Source organism: Pseudomonas sp. TE3910, assembly GCF_056279025.1.
Genome location: NZ_JBWBQN010000001.1, coordinates 1213392 through 1234195, shown reverse-complemented (window position 1 = coordinate 1234195; position 20804 = coordinate 1213392). Strand labels below are relative to the sequence as shown.

Annotated in this window: 25 protein-coding genes and 1 pseudogene; 15 read left to right on the top strand and 11 right to left on the bottom strand. The window is 61.0% G+C overall.

Annotated features, from left to right (window positions below):
* Positions 1-152 precede the first annotated feature (152 nt).
* Positions 153-470 (bottom strand): SCP2 sterol-binding domain-containing protein, encoded by a 318-nt coding sequence (locus ACZ9H3_RS05420; protein WP_065757654.1) that lies wholly within the window; start codon positions 468-470, stop codon positions 153-155.
* Positions 471-527: 57 nt separating this feature from the next.
* Positions 528-1238 carry a histidine phosphatase family protein gene (locus tag ACZ9H3_RS05415; protein ID WP_099775071.1) on the bottom strand — a complete coding sequence of 237 codons (711 nt, stop codon included), beginning with the start codon at positions 1236-1238 and terminating at the stop codon, positions 528-530.
* A 203-nt stretch (positions 1239-1441) separates the two neighbouring features.
* On the opposite strand from ACZ9H3_RS05415, the gene sohB reads away from it, so the two are divergent.
* From sohB to ACZ9H3_RS05400, 3 genes are all read left to right on the top strand, one after another.
* Positions 1442-2458, top strand: a complete 1017-nt coding sequence (gene sohB, locus ACZ9H3_RS05410) for a protease SohB (RefSeq protein WP_099775067.1) — start codon at positions 1442-1444, stop codon at positions 2456-2458.
* Positions 2459-2615: 157 nt separating this feature from the next.
* A complete protein-coding gene (locus ACZ9H3_RS05405; RefSeq protein WP_065757651.1) occupies positions 2616-2810 on the top strand; it encodes a hypothetical protein in 195 nt (64 codons plus the stop codon).
* A gap of 182 nt (positions 2811-2992) precedes the next feature.
* Positions 2993-3295, top strand: coding sequence for a hypothetical protein (locus tag ACZ9H3_RS05400; protein WP_065757650.1), 303 nt, complete (start codon positions 2993-2995; stop codon positions 3293-3295).
* On the opposite strand, the gene ACZ9H3_RS05395 is transcribed toward ACZ9H3_RS05400, so the two are convergent.
* A complete protein-coding gene (locus ACZ9H3_RS05395; protein WP_476220021.1) occupies positions 3292-3714 on the bottom strand; it encodes a group II truncated hemoglobin in 423 nt (140 codons plus the stop codon). The genes ACZ9H3_RS05400 and ACZ9H3_RS05395 overlap by 4 nt on opposite strands.
* A 107-nt stretch (positions 3715-3821) precedes the next feature.
* A complete protein-coding gene (locus tag ACZ9H3_RS05390; RefSeq protein WP_476222710.1) occupies positions 3822-4151 on the bottom strand; it encodes a hypothetical protein in 330 nt (109 codons plus the stop codon).
* Positions 4152-4521: 370 nt separating this feature from the next.
* Between ACZ9H3_RS05390 and ACZ9H3_RS05385 the strand changes: the two genes are divergently transcribed.
* Positions 4522-6012: a DASS family sodium-coupled anion symporter gene (locus ACZ9H3_RS05385; protein WP_099775063.1), complete on the top strand. Its 1491-nt coding sequence runs from the start codon at positions 4522-4524 to the stop codon at positions 6010-6012.
* A 132-nt stretch (positions 6013-6144) separates the two neighbouring features.
* Here ACZ9H3_RS05385 and ACZ9H3_RS05380 read toward each other — a convergent pair whose 3' ends face one another.
* The 3 genes from ACZ9H3_RS05380 to ACZ9H3_RS05370 all read right to left on the bottom strand — a co-directional run bounded on the left by ACZ9H3_RS05380 (position 6145) and on the right by ACZ9H3_RS05370 (position 8325).
* Positions 6145-6693 carry a cupin domain-containing protein gene (locus ACZ9H3_RS05380; RefSeq protein ID WP_065757648.1) on the bottom strand — a complete coding sequence of 183 codons (549 nt, stop codon included), beginning with the start codon at positions 6691-6693 and terminating at the stop codon, positions 6145-6147.
* A 67-nt stretch (positions 6694-6760) separates the two neighbouring features.
* Positions 6761-7282, bottom strand: a complete 522-nt coding sequence (locus ACZ9H3_RS05375; protein ID WP_099775062.1) for a cytochrome b — start codon at positions 7280-7282, stop codon at positions 6761-6763.
* Positions 7279-8325 carry a catalase family peroxidase gene (locus ACZ9H3_RS05370; protein WP_476220019.1) on the bottom strand — a complete coding sequence of 349 codons (1047 nt, stop codon included), beginning with the start codon at positions 8323-8325 and terminating at the stop codon, positions 7279-7281. The genes ACZ9H3_RS05375 and ACZ9H3_RS05370 overlap by 4 nt, the downstream gene beginning before the upstream one ends.
* A 130-nt stretch (positions 8326-8455) precedes the next feature.
* Here ACZ9H3_RS05370 and ACZ9H3_RS05365 point away from each other — a divergent pair, with 130 nt between their 5' ends.
* The 5 genes and pseudogenes from ACZ9H3_RS05365 (at position 8456) to ACZ9H3_RS05345 (ending at position 12056) form a co-directional block, all read left to right on the top strand.
* The gene (locus ACZ9H3_RS05365; RefSeq protein ID WP_102051570.1) at positions 8456-8965 is read left to right on the top strand and encodes a sigma-70 family RNA polymerase sigma factor; all 510 of its coding nucleotides are present in this window, start codon (positions 8456-8458) and stop codon (positions 8963-8965) included.
* Complete coding sequence (locus ACZ9H3_RS05360; protein ID WP_065757644.1) at positions 8962-9714, top strand: anti-sigma factor family protein; 753 nt, start codon at positions 8962-8964, stop codon at positions 9712-9714. The genes ACZ9H3_RS05365 and ACZ9H3_RS05360 overlap by 4 nt, the downstream gene beginning before the upstream one ends.
* Before the next feature lie 132 nt (positions 9715-9846).
* On the top strand, positions 9847-10521 hold the full coding sequence (locus ACZ9H3_RS05355) for a type 1 glutamine amidotransferase domain-containing protein (RefSeq protein WP_065757643.1): 675 nt from the start codon (positions 9847-9849) through the stop codon (positions 10519-10521).
* Between the two features lie 79 nt (positions 10522-10600).
* A pseudogene (locus ACZ9H3_RS05350) lies at positions 10601-11702 on the top strand (NADH:flavin oxidoreductase/NADH oxidase).
* 45 nt (positions 11703-11747) lie between these two features.
* The gene (locus ACZ9H3_RS05345; protein ID WP_454241718.1) at positions 11748-12056 is read left to right on the top strand and encodes a putative quinol monooxygenase; all 309 of its coding nucleotides are present in this window, start codon (positions 11748-11750) and stop codon (positions 12054-12056) included.
* A gap of 66 nt (positions 12057-12122) precedes the next feature.
* Here the strand turns inward: ACZ9H3_RS05345 and dmeF are convergent, their stop codons facing one another.
* Positions 12123-13070, bottom strand: a complete 948-nt coding sequence (dmeF, locus tag ACZ9H3_RS05340; protein ID WP_476220014.1) for a CDF family Co(II)/Ni(II) efflux transporter DmeF — start codon at positions 13068-13070, stop codon at positions 12123-12125.
* 68 nt (positions 13071-13138) lie between these two features.
* Between dmeF and ACZ9H3_RS05335 the strand changes: the two genes are divergently transcribed.
* Positions 13139-13414, top strand: a complete 276-nt coding sequence (locus ACZ9H3_RS05335) for a metal/formaldehyde-sensitive transcriptional repressor (RefSeq protein WP_065757639.1) — start codon at positions 13139-13141, stop codon at positions 13412-13414.
* A 20-nt stretch (positions 13415-13434) separates the two neighbouring features.
* Here ACZ9H3_RS05335 and mnmH read toward each other — a convergent pair whose 3' ends face one another.
* Positions 13435-14538 (bottom strand): tRNA 2-selenouridine(34) synthase MnmH, encoded by a 1104-nt coding sequence (gene mnmH / locus ACZ9H3_RS05330; protein ID WP_476220012.1) that lies wholly within the window; start codon positions 14536-14538, stop codon positions 13435-13437.
* Positions 14538-15572, bottom strand: a complete 1035-nt coding sequence (selD, locus tag ACZ9H3_RS05325) for a selenide, water dikinase SelD (protein WP_476220010.1) — start codon at positions 15570-15572, stop codon at positions 14538-14540. The genes mnmH and selD overlap by 1 nt, the downstream gene beginning before the upstream one ends.
* Positions 15573-15690: 118 nt before the next feature.
* Between selD and ACZ9H3_RS05320 the strand changes: the two genes are divergently transcribed.
* The 5 genes from ACZ9H3_RS05320 to ACZ9H3_RS05300 all read left to right on the top strand — a co-directional run bounded on the left by ACZ9H3_RS05320 (position 15691) and on the right by ACZ9H3_RS05300 (position 19346).
* Positions 15691-16542 carry a putative selenate ABC transporter substrate-binding protein gene (locus tag ACZ9H3_RS05320; RefSeq protein WP_065757636.1) on the top strand — a complete coding sequence of 284 codons (852 nt, stop codon included), beginning with the start codon at positions 15691-15693 and terminating at the stop codon, positions 16540-16542.
* The gene (locus ACZ9H3_RS05315; RefSeq protein WP_476220008.1) at positions 16539-17333 is read left to right on the top strand and encodes a phosphonate ABC transporter ATP-binding protein; all 795 of its coding nucleotides are present in this window, start codon (positions 16539-16541) and stop codon (positions 17331-17333) included. Before ACZ9H3_RS05320 ends, ACZ9H3_RS05315 begins: the two co-directional genes overlap by 4 nt.
* Positions 17327-18154, top strand: coding sequence for a PhnE/PtxC family ABC transporter permease (locus ACZ9H3_RS05310; RefSeq protein WP_099775053.1), 828 nt, complete (start codon positions 17327-17329; stop codon positions 18152-18154). Before ACZ9H3_RS05315 ends, ACZ9H3_RS05310 begins: the two co-directional genes overlap by 7 nt.
* Positions 18151-18918, top strand: a complete 768-nt coding sequence (phnE, locus tag ACZ9H3_RS05305; protein ID WP_099775052.1) for a phosphonate ABC transporter, permease protein PhnE — start codon at positions 18151-18153, stop codon at positions 18916-18918. The genes ACZ9H3_RS05310 and phnE overlap by 4 nt, the downstream gene beginning before the upstream one ends.
* Before the next feature lie 140 nt (positions 18919-19058).
* Entirely contained in the window at positions 19059-19346 is a 288-nt protein-coding gene (locus ACZ9H3_RS05300) for a hypothetical protein (RefSeq protein ID WP_099775051.1), read from the top strand.
* Positions 19347-19398: 52 nt separating this feature from the next.
* Here ACZ9H3_RS05300 and ACZ9H3_RS05295 read toward each other — a convergent pair whose 3' ends face one another.
* Complete coding sequence (locus tag ACZ9H3_RS05295; RefSeq protein ID WP_476220004.1) at positions 19399-20577, bottom strand: acetyltransferase domain-containing protein; 1179 nt, start codon at positions 20575-20577, stop codon at positions 19399-19401.
* Between the last annotated feature and the right edge of the window lie 227 nt (positions 20578-20804).

The window sequence follows — 20804 nt, the reverse complement described above, 5'->3', positions numbered from 1 at the left end:
CTAATTCTGGCCCTCGGGCCGAACAAGTGCCGCAGGGCTTTATTGGCGGCCGTGTTGCCGGTCGATCAGCGGTCCTGATGGGCCAGCAAAATGCAGGCGAAAAAAAACCGAAGCAGGCAACACTTCGGTTTCAATTGCATCCGGCAGACGGCTTAAACCGGGAACAGCTCGCTGAGCTTCATCGACAGCATCATGTCGCCCTCAACGCGCAGCTTGCCGCCCATGAAGGCCTGCATGCCGTCGGTTTCGCCGCTGACGATACCCTTGAGGGTTTCGCTGTCCATGACCAGGGTGACGTTGGCGTCTGGGTTTTCGCCTTCCTGCAGGTCACAGGTGCCATCCTTGATGATCAGCGCATAGTGCTTGTCTTCGTCGGTCACGTTGAAACCGAAAACCAGGTCCAGGCCAGCAGCGGCAGCTGGGTTGAACTTGGATTTCATGGCTTGAACGGCATCAGCTACAGAGGTCATGGTGCATTCCTTATTAAGTGATTTCGGCGACCGGCAAAGGTCACCATGGGCCGGTACTCAACGATAGGTCATGAGTTCCGGCGCCTTCAACAGCTGCACATGGGCTTGGCTGTTGAAGGAAGCCAGGGCCACCTCGCTGCCGCGAAACTTCAATTGGCTGAGCGAGGTGTTGATGATCTGCCAGTTCAGTGCGAAGGCCTGGTCTGGTGTCATTCGGGTAATCAGGTGGAGCAGGGCAGTAATGGTGCCGCCCGAAGTAAAGATCGCGATATTGTCGCCATGCTCGGCCTGTTGCAGCACGCGTTGCAACCCGGCATTTACCCGGGCGACGAAACCCTGCCAGCTTTCCACCTCGGGGTGCTGGTAGTCACCCGTGTGCCAGCGGCGAACAATCAGGGCGAAAATACGCTGAAACTCACTGCGGTGTTGTGCCGCGTTGCGCAAGACATCCAGTGCGTGGGGCTCGTCTGGCAGCAGGCTCGGCAGCAGGGCGCGGATCAGCGTATCAGCATCGAACTCGTTGAAGGCGCTGTCGGTTTCCAGCCTCGGCACCGTGGCGCCGGCCTCCTGCATGCGCGCCAGTGCCAGGCGCCCGGTATCCTGCTGGCGACGCAGATCGCCGGCCAGGCAACGGTCCAGGCGCAGGCCCAGTTCGGCCAGGTGTTCGCCAAGCACGGTGCTCTGGCGAACACCGACGGGCGAGAGGACGTCGTAGTCGTCTGCACCAAAGGAGGCCTGGCCATGTCGAATCAGGTAAATGCTGCCCACGTTGCGACCGTCTGCCGGAATTAAGGGTTTCGGCGAGGTTAGGTTGCCGCTGTCAGGCTGTCAATGAAAAAACATACAAGCGTTTGAAAAGGTTGTTTGAACTGTAATGCCGGTGTTTTCAGGCGCTGGCAGGGGCGGGGTAGCGTCGGTATGCTTGAGCTCTGGTTCGCGCCGTATGGGCGCAGGCATGTTAAGGAGTTACTGTGGAGTTTCTTGCTGAGTACGCAAGCTTTCTCGCCAAGACCGCGACCCTGGTGATCGCGATACTGGTTGTTCTGTCGGCCCTCGCCGGCCTGCGTGGCAAGGGTCGGCGCAAGGCCGGTGGGCAATTGCAGGTTACCAAGCTCAACGACTTCTATAAGGAACTACGTGAGCGGCTGGAGACCAACCTGCTCGACAAGGCCCAGCTCAAGGCCTTGCGCAAGCAGCAGGGCAAGGCCGAGAAGTTGCAGAAAAAAACACCTGACGATAAAAGCCGGGTCTTCGTGCTGGACTTCGACGGTGACATCAAGGCGTCTGCCACCGACAGCCTGCGGCATGAAATTACGGCGCTGCTGACGCTCGCGACGCCGCGTGACGAGGTTGTGCTGCGCCTGGAGAGCGGCGGCGGCATGGTCCACAGCTACGGCCTGGCCGCTTCGCAGTTGGCGCGCATTCGCCAGGCGGGTGTACCACTGACCGTGTGCATCGACAAGGTCGCGGCCAGCGGCGGCTACATGATGGCCTGTATCGGCGAGAAAATCGTCAGTGCACCGTTTGCCGTGCTGGGCTCCATCGGCGTGGTGGCGCAGTTGCCCAACGTCAATCGCTTGCTGAAAAAGCATGACATCGACTTTGAAGTGCTGACCGCAGGTGAGTACAAGCGCACCCTGACCGTCTTCGGCGAGAACACCGAGAAGGGGCGGGAGAAGTTTCAGGAAGACCTGGACGTCACTCACCAGCTGTTCAAGGATTTCGTGTCGCGCTATCGCCCTCAGTTGCACATCGATGAGGTCGCCACCGGCGAAGTCTGGTTGGGTGTTGCCGCGCTGAACAAGCATCTGGTTGATGAGCTGAAAACCAGCGATGAGTACCTCAGTGACCGTGCCCGAGAGGCGAACCTCTATCACCTGCATTTTGCCGAGCGCAAAAGCCTGCAGGAGCGGGTTGGCTTGGCTGCCAGCAGTTCGATCGAGAATACGCTGGTGGGCCTGTGGAGCCGTTTGAGCCGCTGGCGCTGAGTCAACGGTATCCTCGGTGAGGCAGCTGGTCGGGCTTTTTGTATTTCGGACTTTAAGTCTGCAAATGACCAGCTAGTCTCAGTTTCTGTTGATGGCCGGTATTTTCAGGTAATCGATGGGTTACCGGTAGCGGTCTATCGCAGGAGGGGGCGCAAGGATGAGTGATCCTTACATTGAAGACGATGGGGACGAATTTCCAATCAATAGCCGGGTCCGCTGTGGCCAGGCGGCAGTCAGGCTCGGTTTCGCCAACATGACTGCCGACGATGCGTCAGGCCTGAACCCGCCTGTCAGCCAGCAGCGGCGTCGCCTGGCCAAGTTCGTGCCCAGGGTTGTGGTACCGAAGCGTTAACGAACACGTCAAGAATAGCCCCGTCTGCATGAGGGGCTTTTTAATGCCTTTTGTCGGTAACAGCCTGTTGAGCAAGGTATTTTTTCTGATTGATTGATCTCGCTCAAACGCCTGAGCAGTTGGTCTCGCGGCTGTAACACTTGTGTGTCTTACTAGGTGCGATTCAATCGAGGAGGACCTCAATGCGTATCAGGGAAGCGACTTATTGGCGCTGGGCAGACCGGCAATTGAGCTGCCGTAGCCATGATGAAAAACTCAGCGACGGCATCAGTATTGATGTGAAAACCCGCCTTTCACGTACTGGCGCTACACAGTTGTTCGTGGGTATCTATGCCCGCAACGGCAAGGCGTTGGTCGAGGAGTACTACGCGAACCGGCCTTGCGAAAGCATGACCCGGGCGTTGGTGTGGGGGGTCGATCGGGCCCGGGCCTTGGCCACGGGCGCAATAGCGATTGAAACCCAAACGTTACGGCGCCAGGCCTAGGGCGTGCCGTGGCGATTGTGGCTGGCCTGGACAATGCGTTGGGCTGGCACGCGTAACTGCGTTAGCAGGTATTCGGCAAAGTCCACGTCGTAGGGTTGCAAGGCAATGGCCTGTGCCATGCACTCAAGCCACAGGGCGCTATGGGTTTCATCGATCGGCCACTGGGCATGGAATGCCGGGATCGAGATGGGCCCATAACGCTCACTGAACAGCCGTGGGCCACCCAGCCAACCGCTGAGAAAACAGGCCAGTTTGTCCCGGGCCATGCTCAGATCTTGCGGGTGCATGCGTCGAATGAGTGCAGCTTCCGGGCGTTCGTCCATCAATCGATAGAAATCGTCGACCAGTCGGCGCAGGCCATCAATGCCGCCAGCGGCTTGGTAGGATGCATCGCCAGTACCGAATGCAGGTTTGTTCATCCGCAGGACTCATGAGCTCAAAGGGTCATTGTAGCCAGAGCTGGCGCCGCCTTGAACGAAAAAAGCCCGACCTTTTCAGGCCGGGCTTTCTCACGGCAACGGCGTGATCAGCTGTAACGGTCGATCAAGCGTACGCCAGGCTGGTTTTGTACGGCGGCCCATTCATGTTGCAGGGTCTGCAGTACGTTACCGATGAAGTGGGTATCGGCAGCGGCCTTCTTGCCGACGTAGCCATGGCCACGGCGGTACATCTTGAAGCGGGCACGCATGTTCGGGTTGCGTTGCTCGAACTCTTTTTCGCCAGCCAGCGGCGAGACCTTGTCGATGCGAACTTCGCCCGAGTCGCAGACCCAGAGAATGTGGCTGTCGAGACTGTCCTTGCGTGCTGCGAACAGCCGGGCCAATTCGTCGATAGTAGGTTGATTGTTCAAGTTCATCATTAAAGCCCCCTTAACCACCATTAATTGTTGAGTTATTGCTTGGCGCCAATCATGTAGCGTTGACAGAAAGCTGCTACAGCAGCGTCACAACAGGGGGCTTCTACTTTCTGCCTTTTGGGCAGTACCCATCCAGCGACAGCTCTTGGATCCGTTGAGCCGTCTGGAACACCCTTGCCAGCGCTCCCGATCGGGGAGACGTCTGCATCATGCAAGCGGCGATGAACGGCGTCAATAGGGTTTGTAGTGTTTTTTTATCTTCACTACATATTGTCCGACAATACCGGGCCTGGGCTTATTGATCCGCATCAGCGCAGGTGTCATCGGGATGGCGGATCATGGCCGGCACATGCCTTTCAGGGAGATCCTCATGCATTCACCGGCCTCCACGCCTTCCTCAGAAACCGCCAAGGCTTCGCTGCCGTTGGGCCTTATGGTCGGTATTGCGGCCTTGATTGCGGTGCTGTTGCTGCCATTGCCGGCTGACTTGCCTGTGGCGGGGCAGCGGGTTTTGGCGATCCTCGCATTTGCCGTGGTCATCTGGATCACTGAAGCGGTGTCGTACGAAGCCAGCGCCATCATGATCACCTCGCTGATGGCGTTCTTGCTTGGCACGGCACCGACCCTGGCCGATCCCTCGGTGACGTACGGTTCGTCCGCCGGGATCACCATGGCCTTGACCGGGTTCTCCAACGCAGCGCTGGCGCTGGTGGTTGGCGCCTTGTTCATTGCGGCGGCCATGACTCACACCGGGCTGGACCGGCGTATCGCTCTGGTGACCTTGTCCAGTGTCGGTGTCAGCACCCGGCGCATCCTCTTGGGCGCCGTCGCAGTCACGGTATTGCTTAGCCTGGTAGTGCCCAGCGCGACGGCGCGCAGTGCCTGTGTGGTGCCGATCATGATGGGGGTGATTGCAGCCTTTGGCGTCGACAAGCGCTCAAACATCGCCGCCGGGATCATGATTATCGTTGCGCAGGGCACCAGTATCTGGAACATCGGTATCCAGACCGCAGCGGCACAGAACCTGCTGACAGTGGGCTTCATGGACAAGATGCTCGGCGGGCGAGTGTCTTGGATTGACTGGCTGATCGCCGGTGCGCCCTGGGCGGTGCTCATGTCGTTGGTGCTGATCGTCGTGGTACTGAAAATGCTGCCGCCAGAGAGCGACAGCATTCCCGGTGGCAAGGCGGCGGTGGCGGATCAGTTGGCCGCATTGGGGCCGATGACGTCTGCGCAGAAACGCTTGTTAGGCGTTTCGGTCCTCTTGCTGCTGGCCTGGGCCACCGAAGGCAAGTTGCATCGCTTTGACACGACCTCGACCACCTACGCCGGGCTGGTCTTGCTGTTGCTGCCGCGCTTTGGCGTGATGACCTGGAAAGATGTGCAGTCGCGCATTCCGTGGGGCACGGTGATTGTCTTCGGTGTCGGGATCAGCCTGGGCACTACCTTGCTCACGACGCAGGCCGGGCAGTGGCTGGGGCAGCAGGTCGTGGCCCATACCGGCCTGGACCAACTCGGTACATTGGGGGTGTTCTCGATTCTTGCGGCGTTCCTGATCCTTATCCACCTCGGTTTCGCCAGTGCCACCGCACTGACCTCGGCGCTGCTGCCCATTCTGATTGCCGTGCTGCAGACGTTGCCGGGCGACTTCAGTCGCCTGGGGATGACCATGGCGTTGGGGTTTGTCGTCAGTTATGGCTTCATCTTGCCAATCAACGCGCCGCAGAACATGGTCTGCCTGGGTACCGAAACCTTCAATGCCAGGCAGTTTGCGCGGGTCGGTGTGGTGATTACCCTGATCGGCTACCTGCTGATGCTGGTGTTCGCGGCGACCTGGTGGCACTGGCTGGGCTGGATGTGAAAACAGGGTGAGACTTCGCGGTGGCGTCGCCACCGTGTGGGAACTGGCGTGCCAGTGATGCACACACCGCGAACTCACTGACACCCAGTCAACACCTTTGCAGGCAGGCTCACGCTCGCAGGCGCTTGCCCGTCAGAAGTTCGCCGGGGTGTTGGCGCTGATGATTTCGGCTTCATCCGGGCCGATGTTCTTGAAGCTGTGGGGCAGGGTGGTGGGGAAGTAGTAACCGTCACCGGAATTGAGCACGCTGACCTGGCCATCGACGCGCAATTCGATGGTGCCACGGGTAACCAGGCCGCATTCCTCGCCCTCGGTATGCACGATCGGCTCTTCACCGGAGTCTGCGCCGGGTGCATACAGTTCGCGCAGCATACGCATTTGCCGACCTTCCACGCTGGCGCCGACCAGCAACAGGCGCAGGCCGCTATTGCCCAGGTCGGGTTGTTCGTTGGAGCGGAACACGAAGCGTTCCTGGCGCGGCGGTTCATCGAAGCTGAAAAACTCTGCCAGCGACATCGGGATGCCTTCGAGCAGTTTCTTCAGGGAACTGACCGACGGGCTGACGCGGTTTTGCTCGATCTGCGAGATCGTCGAGTTGGTCAAGCCGCTGCGTCTGGCCAGTTCCCGTTGCGAGAGCTTGTTGCGTTCACGCACCAGTCTGAGTCGTGTCCCCGTATCCATAGCTGCCTTAGTGTCAAAAATAAATGGCGACGCATTAAAGCACACTCGGGCCCTCAGTAGCGCACGCTCAATTGACACGTCCCGACCACATGCTGCGTAACACGCCGTCGCGGCGGATCAAGCCGTGAACCAACGCCGCCGCCAAGTGCAACAATACGGTCGCGAAGAGCAGGTAGGCGAGCCAGCCATGCGCCTGGCGAAGGACGGCGTAGACGCGGATATCCTGAGGCAGCAGTGCGGGTAACTGCAGGGGTAATGGATAACCTCCCGCCGAAAGCATGCCCCAGCCGAGCAGCGGCATGGCCAGCATCATCCCGTAGAGCACCAGGTGCGATGCCTTGGCTGCCCAGCGTTGCGCCGGTGGCAGGTCGCTCGGCAACGCGGGGCTGCCAACGCACACGCGCACGCCGATACGGATCAGTACCAAGACCAGAAGGGCCAGCCCCACCAGCTTGTGTACGCTGACCAACAGGGTGTGCCGGGGTGACAGGTCACTGATCATGCCTACACCGATGAACAGCATGCTCAGGATCAGCAGAGCCATCAGCCAGTGCAGCCCGCGCAGCAGGGGATGGAAGGAGGGGTTCATGGTTGTACTCCTGAATGGGCCGCTTCGCGGCTGCGGCGGTTGAAGGATTCCGAGTAGGCGGCCGAGCGGGCGGCAAGAATCGGATCAGCAGACGGTTCAATGCCGGTTGGCAGAATCAGCGGGTCGAAGTTCAGGTCACGGCAGGCGCCTTGCTCGGCCGCATCGACTTGCTCAATGACCACGGTGCCCGCGTTGACTTGCCGCCGTTGCTCAGGCCAGGGTTGAGCGGGATCGTCGACTGCATCGCCCGGCTCGGCCAGGGTCAACAGCAGGTTCCAGCGCAAGGGGCCTTCGGTCAGGCGTTTGCGCAGGTCATTCTGCAGGTAATTCGGGTCTTCCACCTGGGCCGGTAATGCACTGAACGGGGTCAGTGGCTGTAGTTTCCAGCGCACGTAATGCGGGGTGCCCTTGGTGTCGATCAGGCGAAAGGCGTTGATGCTGTGGTAAGCCGAACTGGCAAAGCTGTCGGAGGGCTTATAGTCCTTGACCCACTGGCGAAAGGCCGCGCTTTCCGGGTGTGCGGCAAAGAAGGCCTGCAACCTTGCCGGGTCGGGTTTACCGGTGGCGGGTACCGGGGTCATTGCCAGCACCTGTTCGTAGAAACCCTCGATGGTGTTCACTGCCAGTACCGGCGGGGTATTCATGCCACTGCGCCAGCGTTGCCCATCATCGCTGGTGAATTCCACGGCCAGGCTGCGAGTGGCGACGCTGGCATCGGCGCTATGCGGGTTGGCGCCGCCGATGGCGAAGCGGCCAATAACCGGTACCCTTGGCTGGGCAAACACCCGAGCGCTTGAGAGTTCGGCGGCCTGGCCGCTGCTTTCAAAGTAGCCGCTGACGCACAGGCCTTTGGCGTGGTTTTTCCGGTAGCCAGGGTAGTGTCCGGCCTGAGCTTCGAAGGTGTCGACGATACGTTTCGGTGTCAACCGGTCCGAGCCGATCCAGCCGGCGGTAAAGGCAAAGCCTGCGCCCATTGCAGCGACGCCAAGGCCGATGGCAGTCAGGCGCAGCGTACGGGCGCGACCGTTTAGCGGAGTGCTCATGGTGCTATCCAGGTCAGTAAATGAGCGGGTAGGACGCACCCGCTGAAGTTTTATTCCATTGGCCTGGAATAAAATTCGCGGTCGGCCGTCTGCCTCGTACACTGACTGCACGACGATCACGGATCACTCGATGAACGAACTGGATGACGACCAACTACGCGAGATGCTTCAGCGGCTGCGCCGTTTCGCCTTGTGGTTGACCCGCGAGGGCACGAGCGCCGACGACCTGGTGCAGGCAACGGTGGAGCGAGCATTGAGCCGGGGCGCGCAGCAGCGTGATCCTGCGAGCTTGCGTGCCTGGCTGTTCTCGATCCTTTACCGGCAGTTTCTCGACAGCAAGCGTCGAGAGCGCCGCCATATGCGCTGGCTGAGCTGGTTCGGGCGGGCCGAAGAGGCCGGGAACAATACCGAGGACATTGTCGAGGCTCAGTCTGGCCTGGCTGCCTTTGCCAGGCTTTCGGCGGAGCAGCGCGCCTTGTTGATGATGGTGAGTGTTGAAGGCATGAGCTACAAGGAGGCCGCGCAGGCCCTGGATGTACCGATTGGCACGGTGATGTCGCGTTTGTCGCGGGCCCGTGCAGCACTGCGAGAACTGACCGAGGGCACGCCGTTGCCCCCTGGGTTGCGGAGGTTGAAATGAGTCGGTTGATCCCATCCGAAGAGGAATTACAGGCTTACGTCGATGATCGGTTGCTGCCCGAACGCCGACGTGAGGTAGACAGGTACCTGGCGGCACATCCGCAGCGGGCCGCCGAGCTTGATGCCTGGCGTGCCGATGCCCGGCGTTTGCGTGCTGCCCTGGCGGGGCAAATCGAACAAGCGCCTAACCCGCGTCTCGACCCGGCCTGGGTTCGCCGCGACCTGCGTCAGCGTCGCCAGCGCCGCTGGGCCAGTGCTGCGATGCTGCTGGTCGCGTTGGGCGTAGGGGGGCTGGGTGGCTGGCAGGCGCGGGAGGTCAACCTGATGGCTGGCAACCCGCCGATGGCCGACGCCGTGCAGGCGCACCGGCTGTTCGCCTATGCATCCTCACTGGACTTGTCGGTAAACACCCCAGAGCAACTGCAGGCCTGGTTGGGCCAGCACTTCAGGCATGCCGGCAATCTGCCGGACCTCTCGGCCTATGGGTTTACTCCGGTAGGGGCACGGTTGCTGAGCAATGAGCAGGGCCCGGCCGCGCTGCTGCTGTTCCAGGACCGAAACGGTGAGCGTGTCAGCCTGTTCCTGCGTTCTCCCAGTGAGCGTTATGTGCGGATGCCCAGTGGTGAGCGCACCGAGGGCGAACTGCAGGCGCGCTACTGGTCTCGCGGTGACTATAACTATGCATTGATCAGTGACGTTGCCGATGCGCGTGGCGCGCAGTTGCGCCAGGTACTGGGCACCGCCCTGTAGCCCGGGTGCTACCTGCTATTCATTAATCGAATACCGTAAATCACTGCGTTCGATTTATCGAATCCCGAGTCCCGCTCTAAGATCCTCGGCACTGACTCATCACTGGCCCCGCGGCCATAGCAGGAGAACCCGATGAACATTTTGATGGTGCTCACGTCCCACGACACCCTGGGTAATACAGGCCACAAGACCGGCTTCTGGCTGGAAGAGTTCGCAGCCCCTTACTACGCATTTCTCGATGCAGGGGCGCAGGTCACCCTGGCCTCGCCCAAGGGCGGCCAGCCGCCGATCGACCCCAAGAGCGACGATCCCGGCGCGCAGACTGCCGCCACTGAACGCTTCCAGGCCGATGAGGCTGCACGCAAGGCCCTGGCCAGCACCCTGACTTTGGCTCAGGTCAACGCTGATGATTTCGATGCACTGTTCTACCCCGGTGGTCATGGTCCGCTCTGGGACCTTGCTGAAGACCCGCGCTCGATCGCTTTGATTGAGCGTTTCCAGGCACTGGGCAAGCCCGTTGGTGCGGTCTGCCACGCTCCGGCGGTGCTGCGCCACACTGTGGACGCCAACGGCGCGCCTTTGGTCAAGGGCAAGCAGGTGACGGGTTTCAGTAACACCGAAGAAGCGGCTGTCAACTTGACGGACGTGGTGCCTTTTCTGGTTGAAGACATGCTCAAAGGCCATGGTGGGGTGTACAGCCGTGCCGAGGACTGGCACAGCCATGTGGTCGTCGACGGCCTGCTTGTAACCGGGCAGAACCCAGCGTCCTCCGATGCCACCGCCCACGCCTTGCTCAAGCTGCTCTAAGGCTGGCCACCCGCTGCCCCTGAGGCAGGCGCTGTTCAGCCTGCCTTCTCTTCGTTTCAGCATCAGACGAGTTGATTACATGTCCGCACTCTTTACCCCGTTCCAGCTCAAGGGCGTGACCTTGCGCAACCGCATTGCCGTCCCGCCGATGTGCCAATACACCGCCACTGACGGCGTGATCAATGACTGGCACCTGGCGCACTACACCAGCCTTGCGCGTGGTGGTGCCGGCCTGGTCATTGTCGAGGCCACCGCTGTTTCACCGGAAGGGCGCATTACCCCGGGTTGTGCCGGCATCTGGAACGATGCCCAGGCCGACGCTTTGGCTGAGGTCGCCTCTGCGATCAAGCGCGCCGGTGCCGTACCGGGTATTCAGATCGCTCATGCCGGTCGCAAGGCCAGTGCCAACCGTCCGTGGGAAGGCGACGATCACATTGGCGCAGAGGATGCCCGTGGTTGGGACACCCTGGCACCCTCGGCGATTCCTTTCGGTGCTCATCTGCCGAAAACCCCAAAGGCCATGACCCTAGAAGACATTGCCCGTGTTCGCGCTGACTTCGTGGCGGCGGCACGCCGTGCCCTGGCGGCCGGTTTTGAGTGGCTGGAGCTGCATTTTGCTCATGGTTACCTGGGCCAGAGCTTCTTTTCCAGCCATAGCAACCAGCGCGATGATGGCCTACGGTGGCAGCTTTGAAAACCGTAGCCGCTTCCTGCTTGAAACCCTGGCGCAGGTTCGAGAAGTCTGGCCGGAGCACCTGCCGCTGACCGCGCGTTTCGGTGTCATTGAATATGACGGTCGCGACGAGGCGACGCTGGAAGAGTCCATCGAGCTGGCCAAGGCATTTCGCCGGGGTGGGCTGGACCTGCTCAGTGTCAGCGTGGGTTTCACTGTGCCGGACGTCTCTATTCCATGGGGGCCAGCGTTCCTTGCGCCGATTGCCGAGCGCGTGCGTCGTGAAGCGGAACTGCCGGTGGCTGCTGCGTGGGGCATCGACAATCCGACAATCGCGCAAGCTACCCTGGCCGAGGGGCAGATGGATCTGGTGATGGTGGGTCGCGCTCACCTGGCCAACCCCAATTGGCCTTACCAGGCGGCACTGCAACTGCAGGTAGAACGCCCTTCCTGGGTGCTGCCCACGCCCTACGCCCACTGGCTGGAACGCTATCAGGTCAGCCAGTAGACTGGCCGACCTTCAGCACTGAATATCGCAGAGAGGACTGTATTGATGATTCACGTCATTGCCCGTGTAGTCGCGTTGCCGGAGCACCAGGCACAGGTTGAGGCGGAGCTGCGCACGATGGTCGCCGCTACCCGCCAAGAGCCGGGTAACCTGTGCTATGACCTGTTTGCGGACCTTGACGGTGGCGCCGGGTTCTCGTTGTTCGAGACCTATGCCGACCAGGCAGCACTGGAGGCTCACCGTGACAGCGCGCATTTTCAGGCCTACCGCAGTCGCATCAGCGGCTGGCTGGCGACACCCCCGCAAGTGCAGGTGCTACGCGCCCTGGATCAGGCGCAGAAGCCCCGCGCCTGAAGCCCGTCCTGATGCCCGACACCGCTAGCGGGTGATACGCAGGGCTGTCGTTGTCGTAGAGGTGGATCACGCCGCGCGGGGCTGATTCACCTCTACCGTAATGTGTACCAGTTCTTCGTGAATACTCAACCGCCGGCGCACGGCATCGGCGTTGAATGAGCCGTGGCTGACGAGGGAAAGGATACAGGCGTACTTTCCTTTACCAACACGCCAGACATGCAGGTCGGCGATTTCCGCCTGGATGGGGAACTGCTCGATCACCTCGCGGATTTCTTCGACGACTGGCGCGTCCATCTCGGCATCCAGCAGCACGCGCCCGGTTTCGCGCAGCAAGCCTACGGCCCAGATCGCAACCATTGCAGCGCCGACAATTCCGATCAATGGGTCCAGCCATACCGCGCCCCAGAGTTTGCCGCCGATCAGGGCGATGATTGCCAGCACCGAAGTCGCCGCATCGGCAATGACGTGCAGGTAGGCTGAGCGCAGGTTCAGGTCGTGATGGTGGTGGTCATGCCCATGCCCTTCATGAGCGTGCCCGTGGTGGTGATCGTGATGATGCGAGTGATCGTCCTTGAGCAGCCAGGCGCAGGCCAGGTTCACCGCCAACCCGACAATGGCAATCGCGATGGCTTCGTCATAATGGATCGGGCTGGGGCTGAACAGTCGCTCCACGGACTGGAACAGCATCAAGCCCGCGATACCCAGTAGCACGATGGCGCTCGAGTAGCCACCCAGTATCTCGATTTTCCAGGTACCAAAGGCGAAGCGCCCGTCGTTGGCCAACTGCCGGGCTGCGCGATAGGCAAACACCGACAAGCCCAGCGCCAGAGCGTGTGAACTCATGTGCCAGCCGTCGGCAAGCAGCGCCATCGAGTTGGACAACCAGCCGCCGCAGATCTCTGCGACCATCATCACCAGGGTCAAACCCAGGGCCCAGCGGGTCTTTTTTTCCGCCAGCGGATTCCCTTCGTCGAAGACATGGGAATGCCGGTACTCGGAGGCCAGTGAATTCATGGGTATCATGCTCGGGATATCAGGGGGTTCGCATACTATACCCCAGTATACTAATTGGCGAGAAAGCAATGGCACACACAACCAAAGGCAAGAAGCAACTGCTGACCCGGGTTCGCCGGATCAAAGGGCAGGCAACGGCACTGGAAACGGCACTGGAGCAGGACACTGACTGCATCGCGATCCTGCAGCAGATCGCGGCCATTCGCGGCGCCGTCAATGGCTTGATGACCGAGGTGATGGAGGGTCACATTCGTGAGCACCTAGGAGCAGAGGATTTGACTGCGCAGCAGCGGCAAGCCGAAGTCGACCAGATTGCCGCTCTGCTCAGGTCTTATCTGAAGTAGGGCAGGGCGATTGATAGCGCTTAGTGGTGTGCCATTCGCTGTTGCAGGTACTCGATGACGGCCTGTTGTTCGCCAACGAATTCAACCCGTTCGCCCTTGCTGGCGCGCTGGAAGGCGTACATCGGGTCGTAATACTCGTTCAGCAGGCCTGCGATCCAGCCGCGGTGCAAGTCAACCTGAGCACTGCGTTGCTGCTCATCGAGCGCGTCCTGCAGCAGGGTCGAGAAACGCTTGTAGCGCTCGCCACCCAGGCGTTTCTGGATGTTCGCCATGCTGTTTTGCAAGCGCTGGGCATACTGTGCGAACCCCGTCTCCTCGCCGTGGACAGCGATGAACTCGGCACACAGGCCCGTGACGTAGTCCTGAAGGATGCGTTCGATACGGTGTTCCAGGCTGTCTTCGAGCCAGACCATGGGGTACTGCTGCATGCCCTGGTAGAGCTCCAGGGGCAGGTTGCAGCTGCCGACCAGGCGGCTCTCGTCCTCGAGTACGAACTGTTCGATACCGGCATCACGCTTTTTCAGCAGGTCGATTGCCAGGCGGTTTTCAAAGTCAATCTGTGCCGGCTGGCCGGTAGCGCGCTTGCCGAAGCTGGAACCACGGTGGTTGGCCAGCCCCTCCAGGTCGATGGCGTTGCGCAAGGCATGGATCACCTCGGTCTTGCCGGTGCCGGTGAGGCCGCCGACCAGCACGAAATCGCACTGCGCCACGGCCTGCTGGGTGGTCTCAAGGAGGAAGGTGCGCATTGCCTTGTAGCCACCGACTACACGCGGGTAGTCGATACCGGCCTCGTCCTTGAGCCACTTCTGGGTGATCTGTGAGCGCAGCCCGCCGCGAAAGCAGTACAGGTATCCGTTTGGATTGGCCCGGGCAAAGGCAGCCCAGGCGGCAATGCGCTCGTCCTTGGTAGCACCGCAGACGAGTTGGTGGCCCAGTTCAATGGCCGCCTGCTGGCCGCGTTGCTTGTAGCAGGTGCCGACTCGCTGACGTTCCTGATCATTCATCAACGGCAGGTTGACTACACCGGGAAAGGCACCTTTGTTGAATTCAACGGGGGCGCGAACGTCCATCAGTGGCACATCATCGATAAACAGTGAGCGGTAGTCGTGGGTGTTGTCAGCCATTACACCACCTCTACCGCGTGCCGCTGTCGCTCGACCAGTTCACCGATCGGAGCCAGTGTCAGGCCCAGTTCGGTGGCTACAGACAGAAATTCGGCTTCACCCTCGGGGCTTACCGCAACCAACAGGCCGCCGCTGGTCTGCGGATCGCAGAGCAGGTTTTTCTGTTCATCACTCAGGGCTGCGATCTTCTCGCCGTAACTGTCGAAGTTGCGTTGAGTGCCGCCAGGCACGCAGCCTTCGGCCAGGTAGTAATCGACGCCGGGCAGGCGCGGTACGGCGCTGTAGGTGATGCGTGCGGTCAGGTTGCTGCCGTCGGCCATTTCCACAAGGTGGCCGAGCAGGCCGAAACCGGTAACGTCGGTCATTGCCTGAACACCTGGCAACTTGCCGAAACGGCTGCCGGGTGTGTTCAGTGTGCACATCCAGTCTCGGGCCAGGTGTTTGTCTTCCTCGCGCAACCGGGCTTTCTTTTCTGCCGTGGTGAGAATGCCAATCCCCAGCGGCTTTGTCAGGTAGAGGCGGCAGCCCTGTGTGGCGGTGTCGTTGCGTTTCATGTGGCGCTTTTCGACCACGCCGGTGACGGCCAGGCCGAAAATCGGCTCGGGTGCATCAATGGAGTGGCCACCGGCCAAGGGAATGCCTGCGGCATCGCATACGGCGCGGCCACCACGAATCACTTCGCGGGCCACTTCTGCGGGTAGCAGGTTCACTGGCCAGCCGAGAATCGCGATGGCCATGAGTGGGTCGCCACCCATCGCGTAGATATCGCTGATGGCGTTGGTGGCGGCAATGCGGCCGAAATCGTAGGGGTCATCGACAATCGGCATAAAGAAATCGGTGGTCGAGACCACGCCGCGCTCGTCATCGAGTGCGTAGACGGCGGCGTCATCGCGTGAGGCATTGCCGACCCAGAGTTTCGGGTCCAGATGCTGGGCGCCGCTACCGGCCAGGATCACGTCCAGCACCTTGGGGGAAATCTTGCAACCGCAGCCGGCACCGTGGCTGTACTGGGTCAGGCGAATGGGTTCGCTCATGTCACACCTCAAGGAGTTATAGCGCCGGATTCTAGCAAAGCTGGTCTTTGTGCTGCTAACTCCTATAATTCGGCACCTGTAAGCCCTACCTATTGCGCTGTCGAACCGGAGAACTCCCATGCTCAAAAACACCCTGGCACTGCTTGCCGGCCTGGTACTGAGTGGTTCCGCTTTTCTGGCTCAGGCCACTGAAACCTTGCGCGTCAGCGCGATTCCCGATGAAGCCCCAACCGAGCTGCTGCGCAAGTTCAAGCCGCTGGGCGCTTATCTTGAGCAGCAATTGGGCATGAAGGTGGAGTTTGTGCCGGTGGCCGACTACCCGGCGGTCGTCGAGGCTTTGGCCAGTGACCGTCTGGACCTCGCCTGGCTTGGCGGTTTCACCTTCGTCCAGGTTCACCTGAAAAGCCCTGGTGCCACGCCGCTGGTACAGCGCGAGCAGGATGCCCGGTTCACCAGCAAATTCATCACGGCGGACCCGCAGGTCAAACAGTTGTCTGACCTCAAGGGCAAGACCTTTGCCTTTGGCTCGGTATCGTCCACCTCCGGTAGCCTGATGCCGCGTTACTTCATGCTCAAGGACGGTATCAAGCCAGAAACCTTCTTCAGTCGCGTAGCGTATTCCGGTGCCCATGACGCCACGGCTGCCTGGGTGCAGGCGGGCAAGGTCGACGGCGGTGTGCTCAACGCCAGTGTGTGGGACAAACTGGTGGCCGCTGGCAAGGTCGATACCAGCAAGGTACACGTGTTCGCCACGACGCCTACGTACTTCGACTACAACTGGACCGTGCGTGGCAGCCTTGACCCGGCGCTGGCGCAGAAGATCAAGGCGGCGTTCCTGGCCCTTGATCCGGCCAACCCCGAGCACAAGGCCATTCTTGATTTGCAGGCGGCTACCCGTTTCATCGAAACGCGCCCGGAGAACTATGCGGGTATTGAAGAGGCCGCTCGGGCTGCTGAACTGCTGAAATGACGATCCGACTGACCGGGGCCTGCCTCAACCATGGTGCGCTGCAAGCGCTGCGTGACCTGAACCTGACCATCGAGGCCGGTGAGCAGGTGGCGATTATTGGCCCCTCGGGTGCTGGCAAGTCGAGCTTGCTGCACCTGATCGCCACCGCTATCAAGCCAGGCAGCGGCGAGCTGGAGGTGCTCGGCCAGCAACCCTGGCGTCTCTCGGCGCGGCTGAGGCAAAAGCTGCGTACACGCCTGGGGCTGATTCATCAGGTGCCACCCTTGCCGCCGCGTCAGCGGGTGGTCACGACCGTACTGGCCGGCCGGCTGGGGCAGTGGGGGACGCTGCGTGGGTTGCTCAGCCTGTTGCGGCCCGTCGATGTGGCCGGCGCGCGCGCCGTGCTGTCGAGCCTGGACCTGGCGGACAAACTGTTCGTGCAGTGCCAACAACTCTCCGGCGGGCAATTGCAGCGAGTTGGCATCGCCCGGGTGCTGTACCAGCAGCCAGACCTGCTGCTGGCCGATGAACCGGTTTCGGCGATGGACCCGGTGCTCGCTGCGCATAGCCTGGCGACCCTGTGCAGCTACGCCAGCGTACGGGGTATTACCTTGGTCGCCAGCCTGCATGCGGTAGACCTGGCATTGGCCCACTTTGCGCGAGTGATCGGTATTCGTGAAGGCCGTCTGGTGTTCGACAAGCCGGCGACTGAAGTGACCGAGGACTTGCTTGATGCCTTGTACGCCAATGAGCAACTGACCTCGCCGATTCAGCCCGTTGCGCCGCTGACCCTGCAGATTCCCCGATGCTGAGTCGTGACCTGCGCGACCCGGCAACCGCGCCACGGCTGTTGCTGACCCTGCTGGCGCTGGCACTGCTCTGGCCGGGGCTGCACCTGAGCGAACTCGACCTCGGTGTGTTGTTTCAGGCCGACAGCCGCCGTCAGATCGGCAGCTTCGTCAGCGCTTTCTGGCCGCCGGCTCATGACCAGGCGTTCCTTGAGTTGCTATGGGGCGCCACGCTGCAAACCCTCGCCGTTGCCACGGCGGGCATGACGCTGGCCTTGCTCCTGGCGGTCCCGGCCAGCCTGCTGGCCAGCCGCGCGTTGTCGTTGTCCGCAGCCTCGCGGGGCGGGCGCCCCAGTGCGTTGGCTGTGGCACTGCGCTGGCCGGTACGTGCGCTGATGGTGTTCCTGCGCAGTGTGCCGGAAATCGTCTGGGCGTTGCTGTTCGTAAGGGCCGTGGGCCTGGGGCCGACCGCGGGTGTGCTGGCCATCGCCATTACCTACAGCGGCATGTTGGGCAAAGTCTATGCGGAGATTTTCGAGTCGGTCGATCAGCGACCTGCCCATGCGTTGCTGCAAGCTGGCAGCACGCGTCTTGGGGCTTTTTTCTACGGTATTTTGCCCTGTGCGGGTACAGAGCTGGTGTCGTACACCATCTACCGCTGGGAATGCGCGATTCGGGCTTCGGTGGTGATGGGGTTTGTCGGTGCTGGTGGGCTGGGCCAGCAGATCGATTTGTCGATGCGCATGTTTGCTGGCGCGGAAGTGGCTAGCATGTTGCTGACGTTCCTGGTGCTGGTCTGGCTGGCCGATCAACTCAGTGGCTTGCTGCGCAGGAGGCTGGCATGAGGCGCCTGATCAACCTGCTGGTGCTGTTTGCGGTATTGGCCGCGATCGTTTCATCGTTTGCTTACTTGAGCCTGGATCTGTGGGCGCTGGTGGGTGAGGGCGGGGCGGGCAAGATGGGGGAGTACGCGGCGCGTTTCCTCGCTCCTGATACCAGTCGCGAGCACCTGCAGGCCGTTGCGCGAGGTGCGCTGGAAACACTGGCCATTTCGGGTGTAGGCACGTTGTTGGCGGCGGCACTGGGCCTGCTTCTGGCACTGCCTGCGGCCGGATTGTTCGGCGGGGCCCTGCGTGGGCTCGCACGGCTGCTGCTCAATGCCTTGCGGGCGATACCCGAACTGGTCTGGGCAGTGTTGATGGTATTGGCCGCAGGGCTTGGGCCAAATGCCGGTACCTTGGCGCTGGCCTTGCACACGGCGGGTGTGCTGGGCCGGCTGTATGCTGAAGCCTTCGAGAACACACCCACTGCAGCGGCCCAGGCCATTCGCTTGCAGGGCGGCAGCCAGGTTTCGGCGTTCTGCTACGGCATGCTGCCCAACCTTTGGCCGCAACTGTTGGCCTACACCCTGTACCGCTGGGAAAACAACATCCGCATGGCTGCGGTACTGGGTTTCGTTGGTGCCGGAGGGCTGGGCCAGATGCTCTACATGACGCTCAGCCTGTTCCAGGAGTCGCGGGCCAGTACCGTGATCATCGCCATGCTGGCGCTGGTGTTGATCGTCGACGCGGTGAGTGACCGCATTCGCCAGCGCTGGGTGCTCAACTGATGTAGGGTGTTCTCCGTCGCCTTGGCCGTGTCGCTGGTAAATGTTTTCGCGTAGGCGCTTCAGCTAATGCCGTCACTGGCTTACCCTAGTGTCTTTTTGGCGCGGCACTGTGCCGAATGCCCTGCCGATGGAGTTCAAGCATGTACCAAGACACAGCCACCGTGACCGTCAGCGCTGAGCAAAGCGCGGGAGAGGTCGAGGCGGTCGACAATGAAAACGTAGCCATTGGCCTGGAAGCGGTGACGGACAACCTGAAGAAGGTGCATTTCACCGGCCAGTTGGCGGCGCCGGATGCACCGACGCATGTGTGCATTACCCTTAAGAACGGGCTGTCCTACTACGGCCCGATCGTTAACGGCCATGCCGAACCGAATGGCGGCTGGCTGGCCTTTGAGTGTGACATGATCGATCCGCAATTGCTGGGTTAATCCCGCCTCGGCATCGCCGTGGGCCGACCATGGCGATGCTGTGTAATGGCCGCTAGAAATACTTGAGCCAGGCAATATCACGGCGTTGAGCCTTCAAAGTCGCGAACCTGCGTACTGCAGGGTATAGCGCCACCGCCAGCACCCCGGCAGTCAACCAGATGGCCCAGATGCCATCGAATCCGAAATAGTCGCCCTGGTTCAGCCCAAACAGCGCCACGGCGAGCACATACAGCCCTTTCAGTGCGTACAGATGCAGCAGGTAGAAGAACATTGGCGCAGACCCGAGCACGCTCAAAGGGCCGATGGCCTTGTGTTTCTGGAGGCGCTCGAACATTAGCAGCAGCAACAGGCCAAGGCTCAGGGTCAGGGCAAGGAAGAGCAGGGATGGCGGGTACTTGGTGATGTTGAAGAAGCTCATCAACGTATGCAACGGAGCCTCGCCGGCCGTCCAGGGGCGTTCGCCGTAGCCATTGAGCAGGCGCAAGACAACAAAGCCAATTAAACCGAGGCTTGCCCAGCCTAGCAGTTTGCGTTGGCGTGCAGCCGGCGTTGCACTGCGTGCGAACCAGGGGCCGATGGCATAGCCCAGGCCGATGACGCCAATCCACGGCAGCACGGGATAAGAGGTGCGCAACCGCAGGGTATCCGACAGCTCGATCCAGCCGCGATCATGCAAAATCGCCCACGGCACGTGCAGCGCCGTCCCATCCGGGAAGTGCAGCGGGTCGAGCAGGTTGTGGCCGACAATGATCAGCAGGCTCAAACCCAGCAGTATCTGCCGCGGCAGCCAGACCAGGGCTGACAAGGCGATCATGCTCAGGCCAATCGCCCAGATGACCTGCAGGTAGATAACCGTGGGTGGCAACTGGAACGTCCAGGCGAAGTTGACCAGGGTGAACTCCAGTACCAGCAGAAACAGCCCACGCTTGAACAGAAAACCGCTCACATCGCCTTTGCCGGCGTACTTTTCACCGAACAGGTAAGCCGACAGCCCGGTCAGCAGGACAAATACAGGCGCACACAGGTGGGCCAGGGTCCTGCTGACGAACAGCGCAGGCTCTGTCACCGTTATGTCCATCGGGTCGGACACTTGTCGATGGAGCAGGAAGGTCTCCCGGACGTGGTCCAGCAACATGAAGAGCATGACCAGCCCCCTCAAGGCATCAATCGAGAGCAATCGGTTGGCAGTGGCTGTGGCAGTGGTCGTGGTGTGAGCAAGAGCAGGGGTCATGGGTCGTTCGCAATGCGGGGTTGTTAGGCATTCATATAGTTACTCTATAACATTGCCTGTGAGAATAAAAATCTTTACCCCGCCGGGTTTTCGCACTATTGGGACGTACGTGCCTTGATTTACGCGGCTTCATGGCCTTGAAGGGCGCCAGTAAACCCATTTTAAATATGGTTTTAGCTCAGGCCGCCTTATACAATGGCGACCGCCCGCAGCTGACGGTATCCATG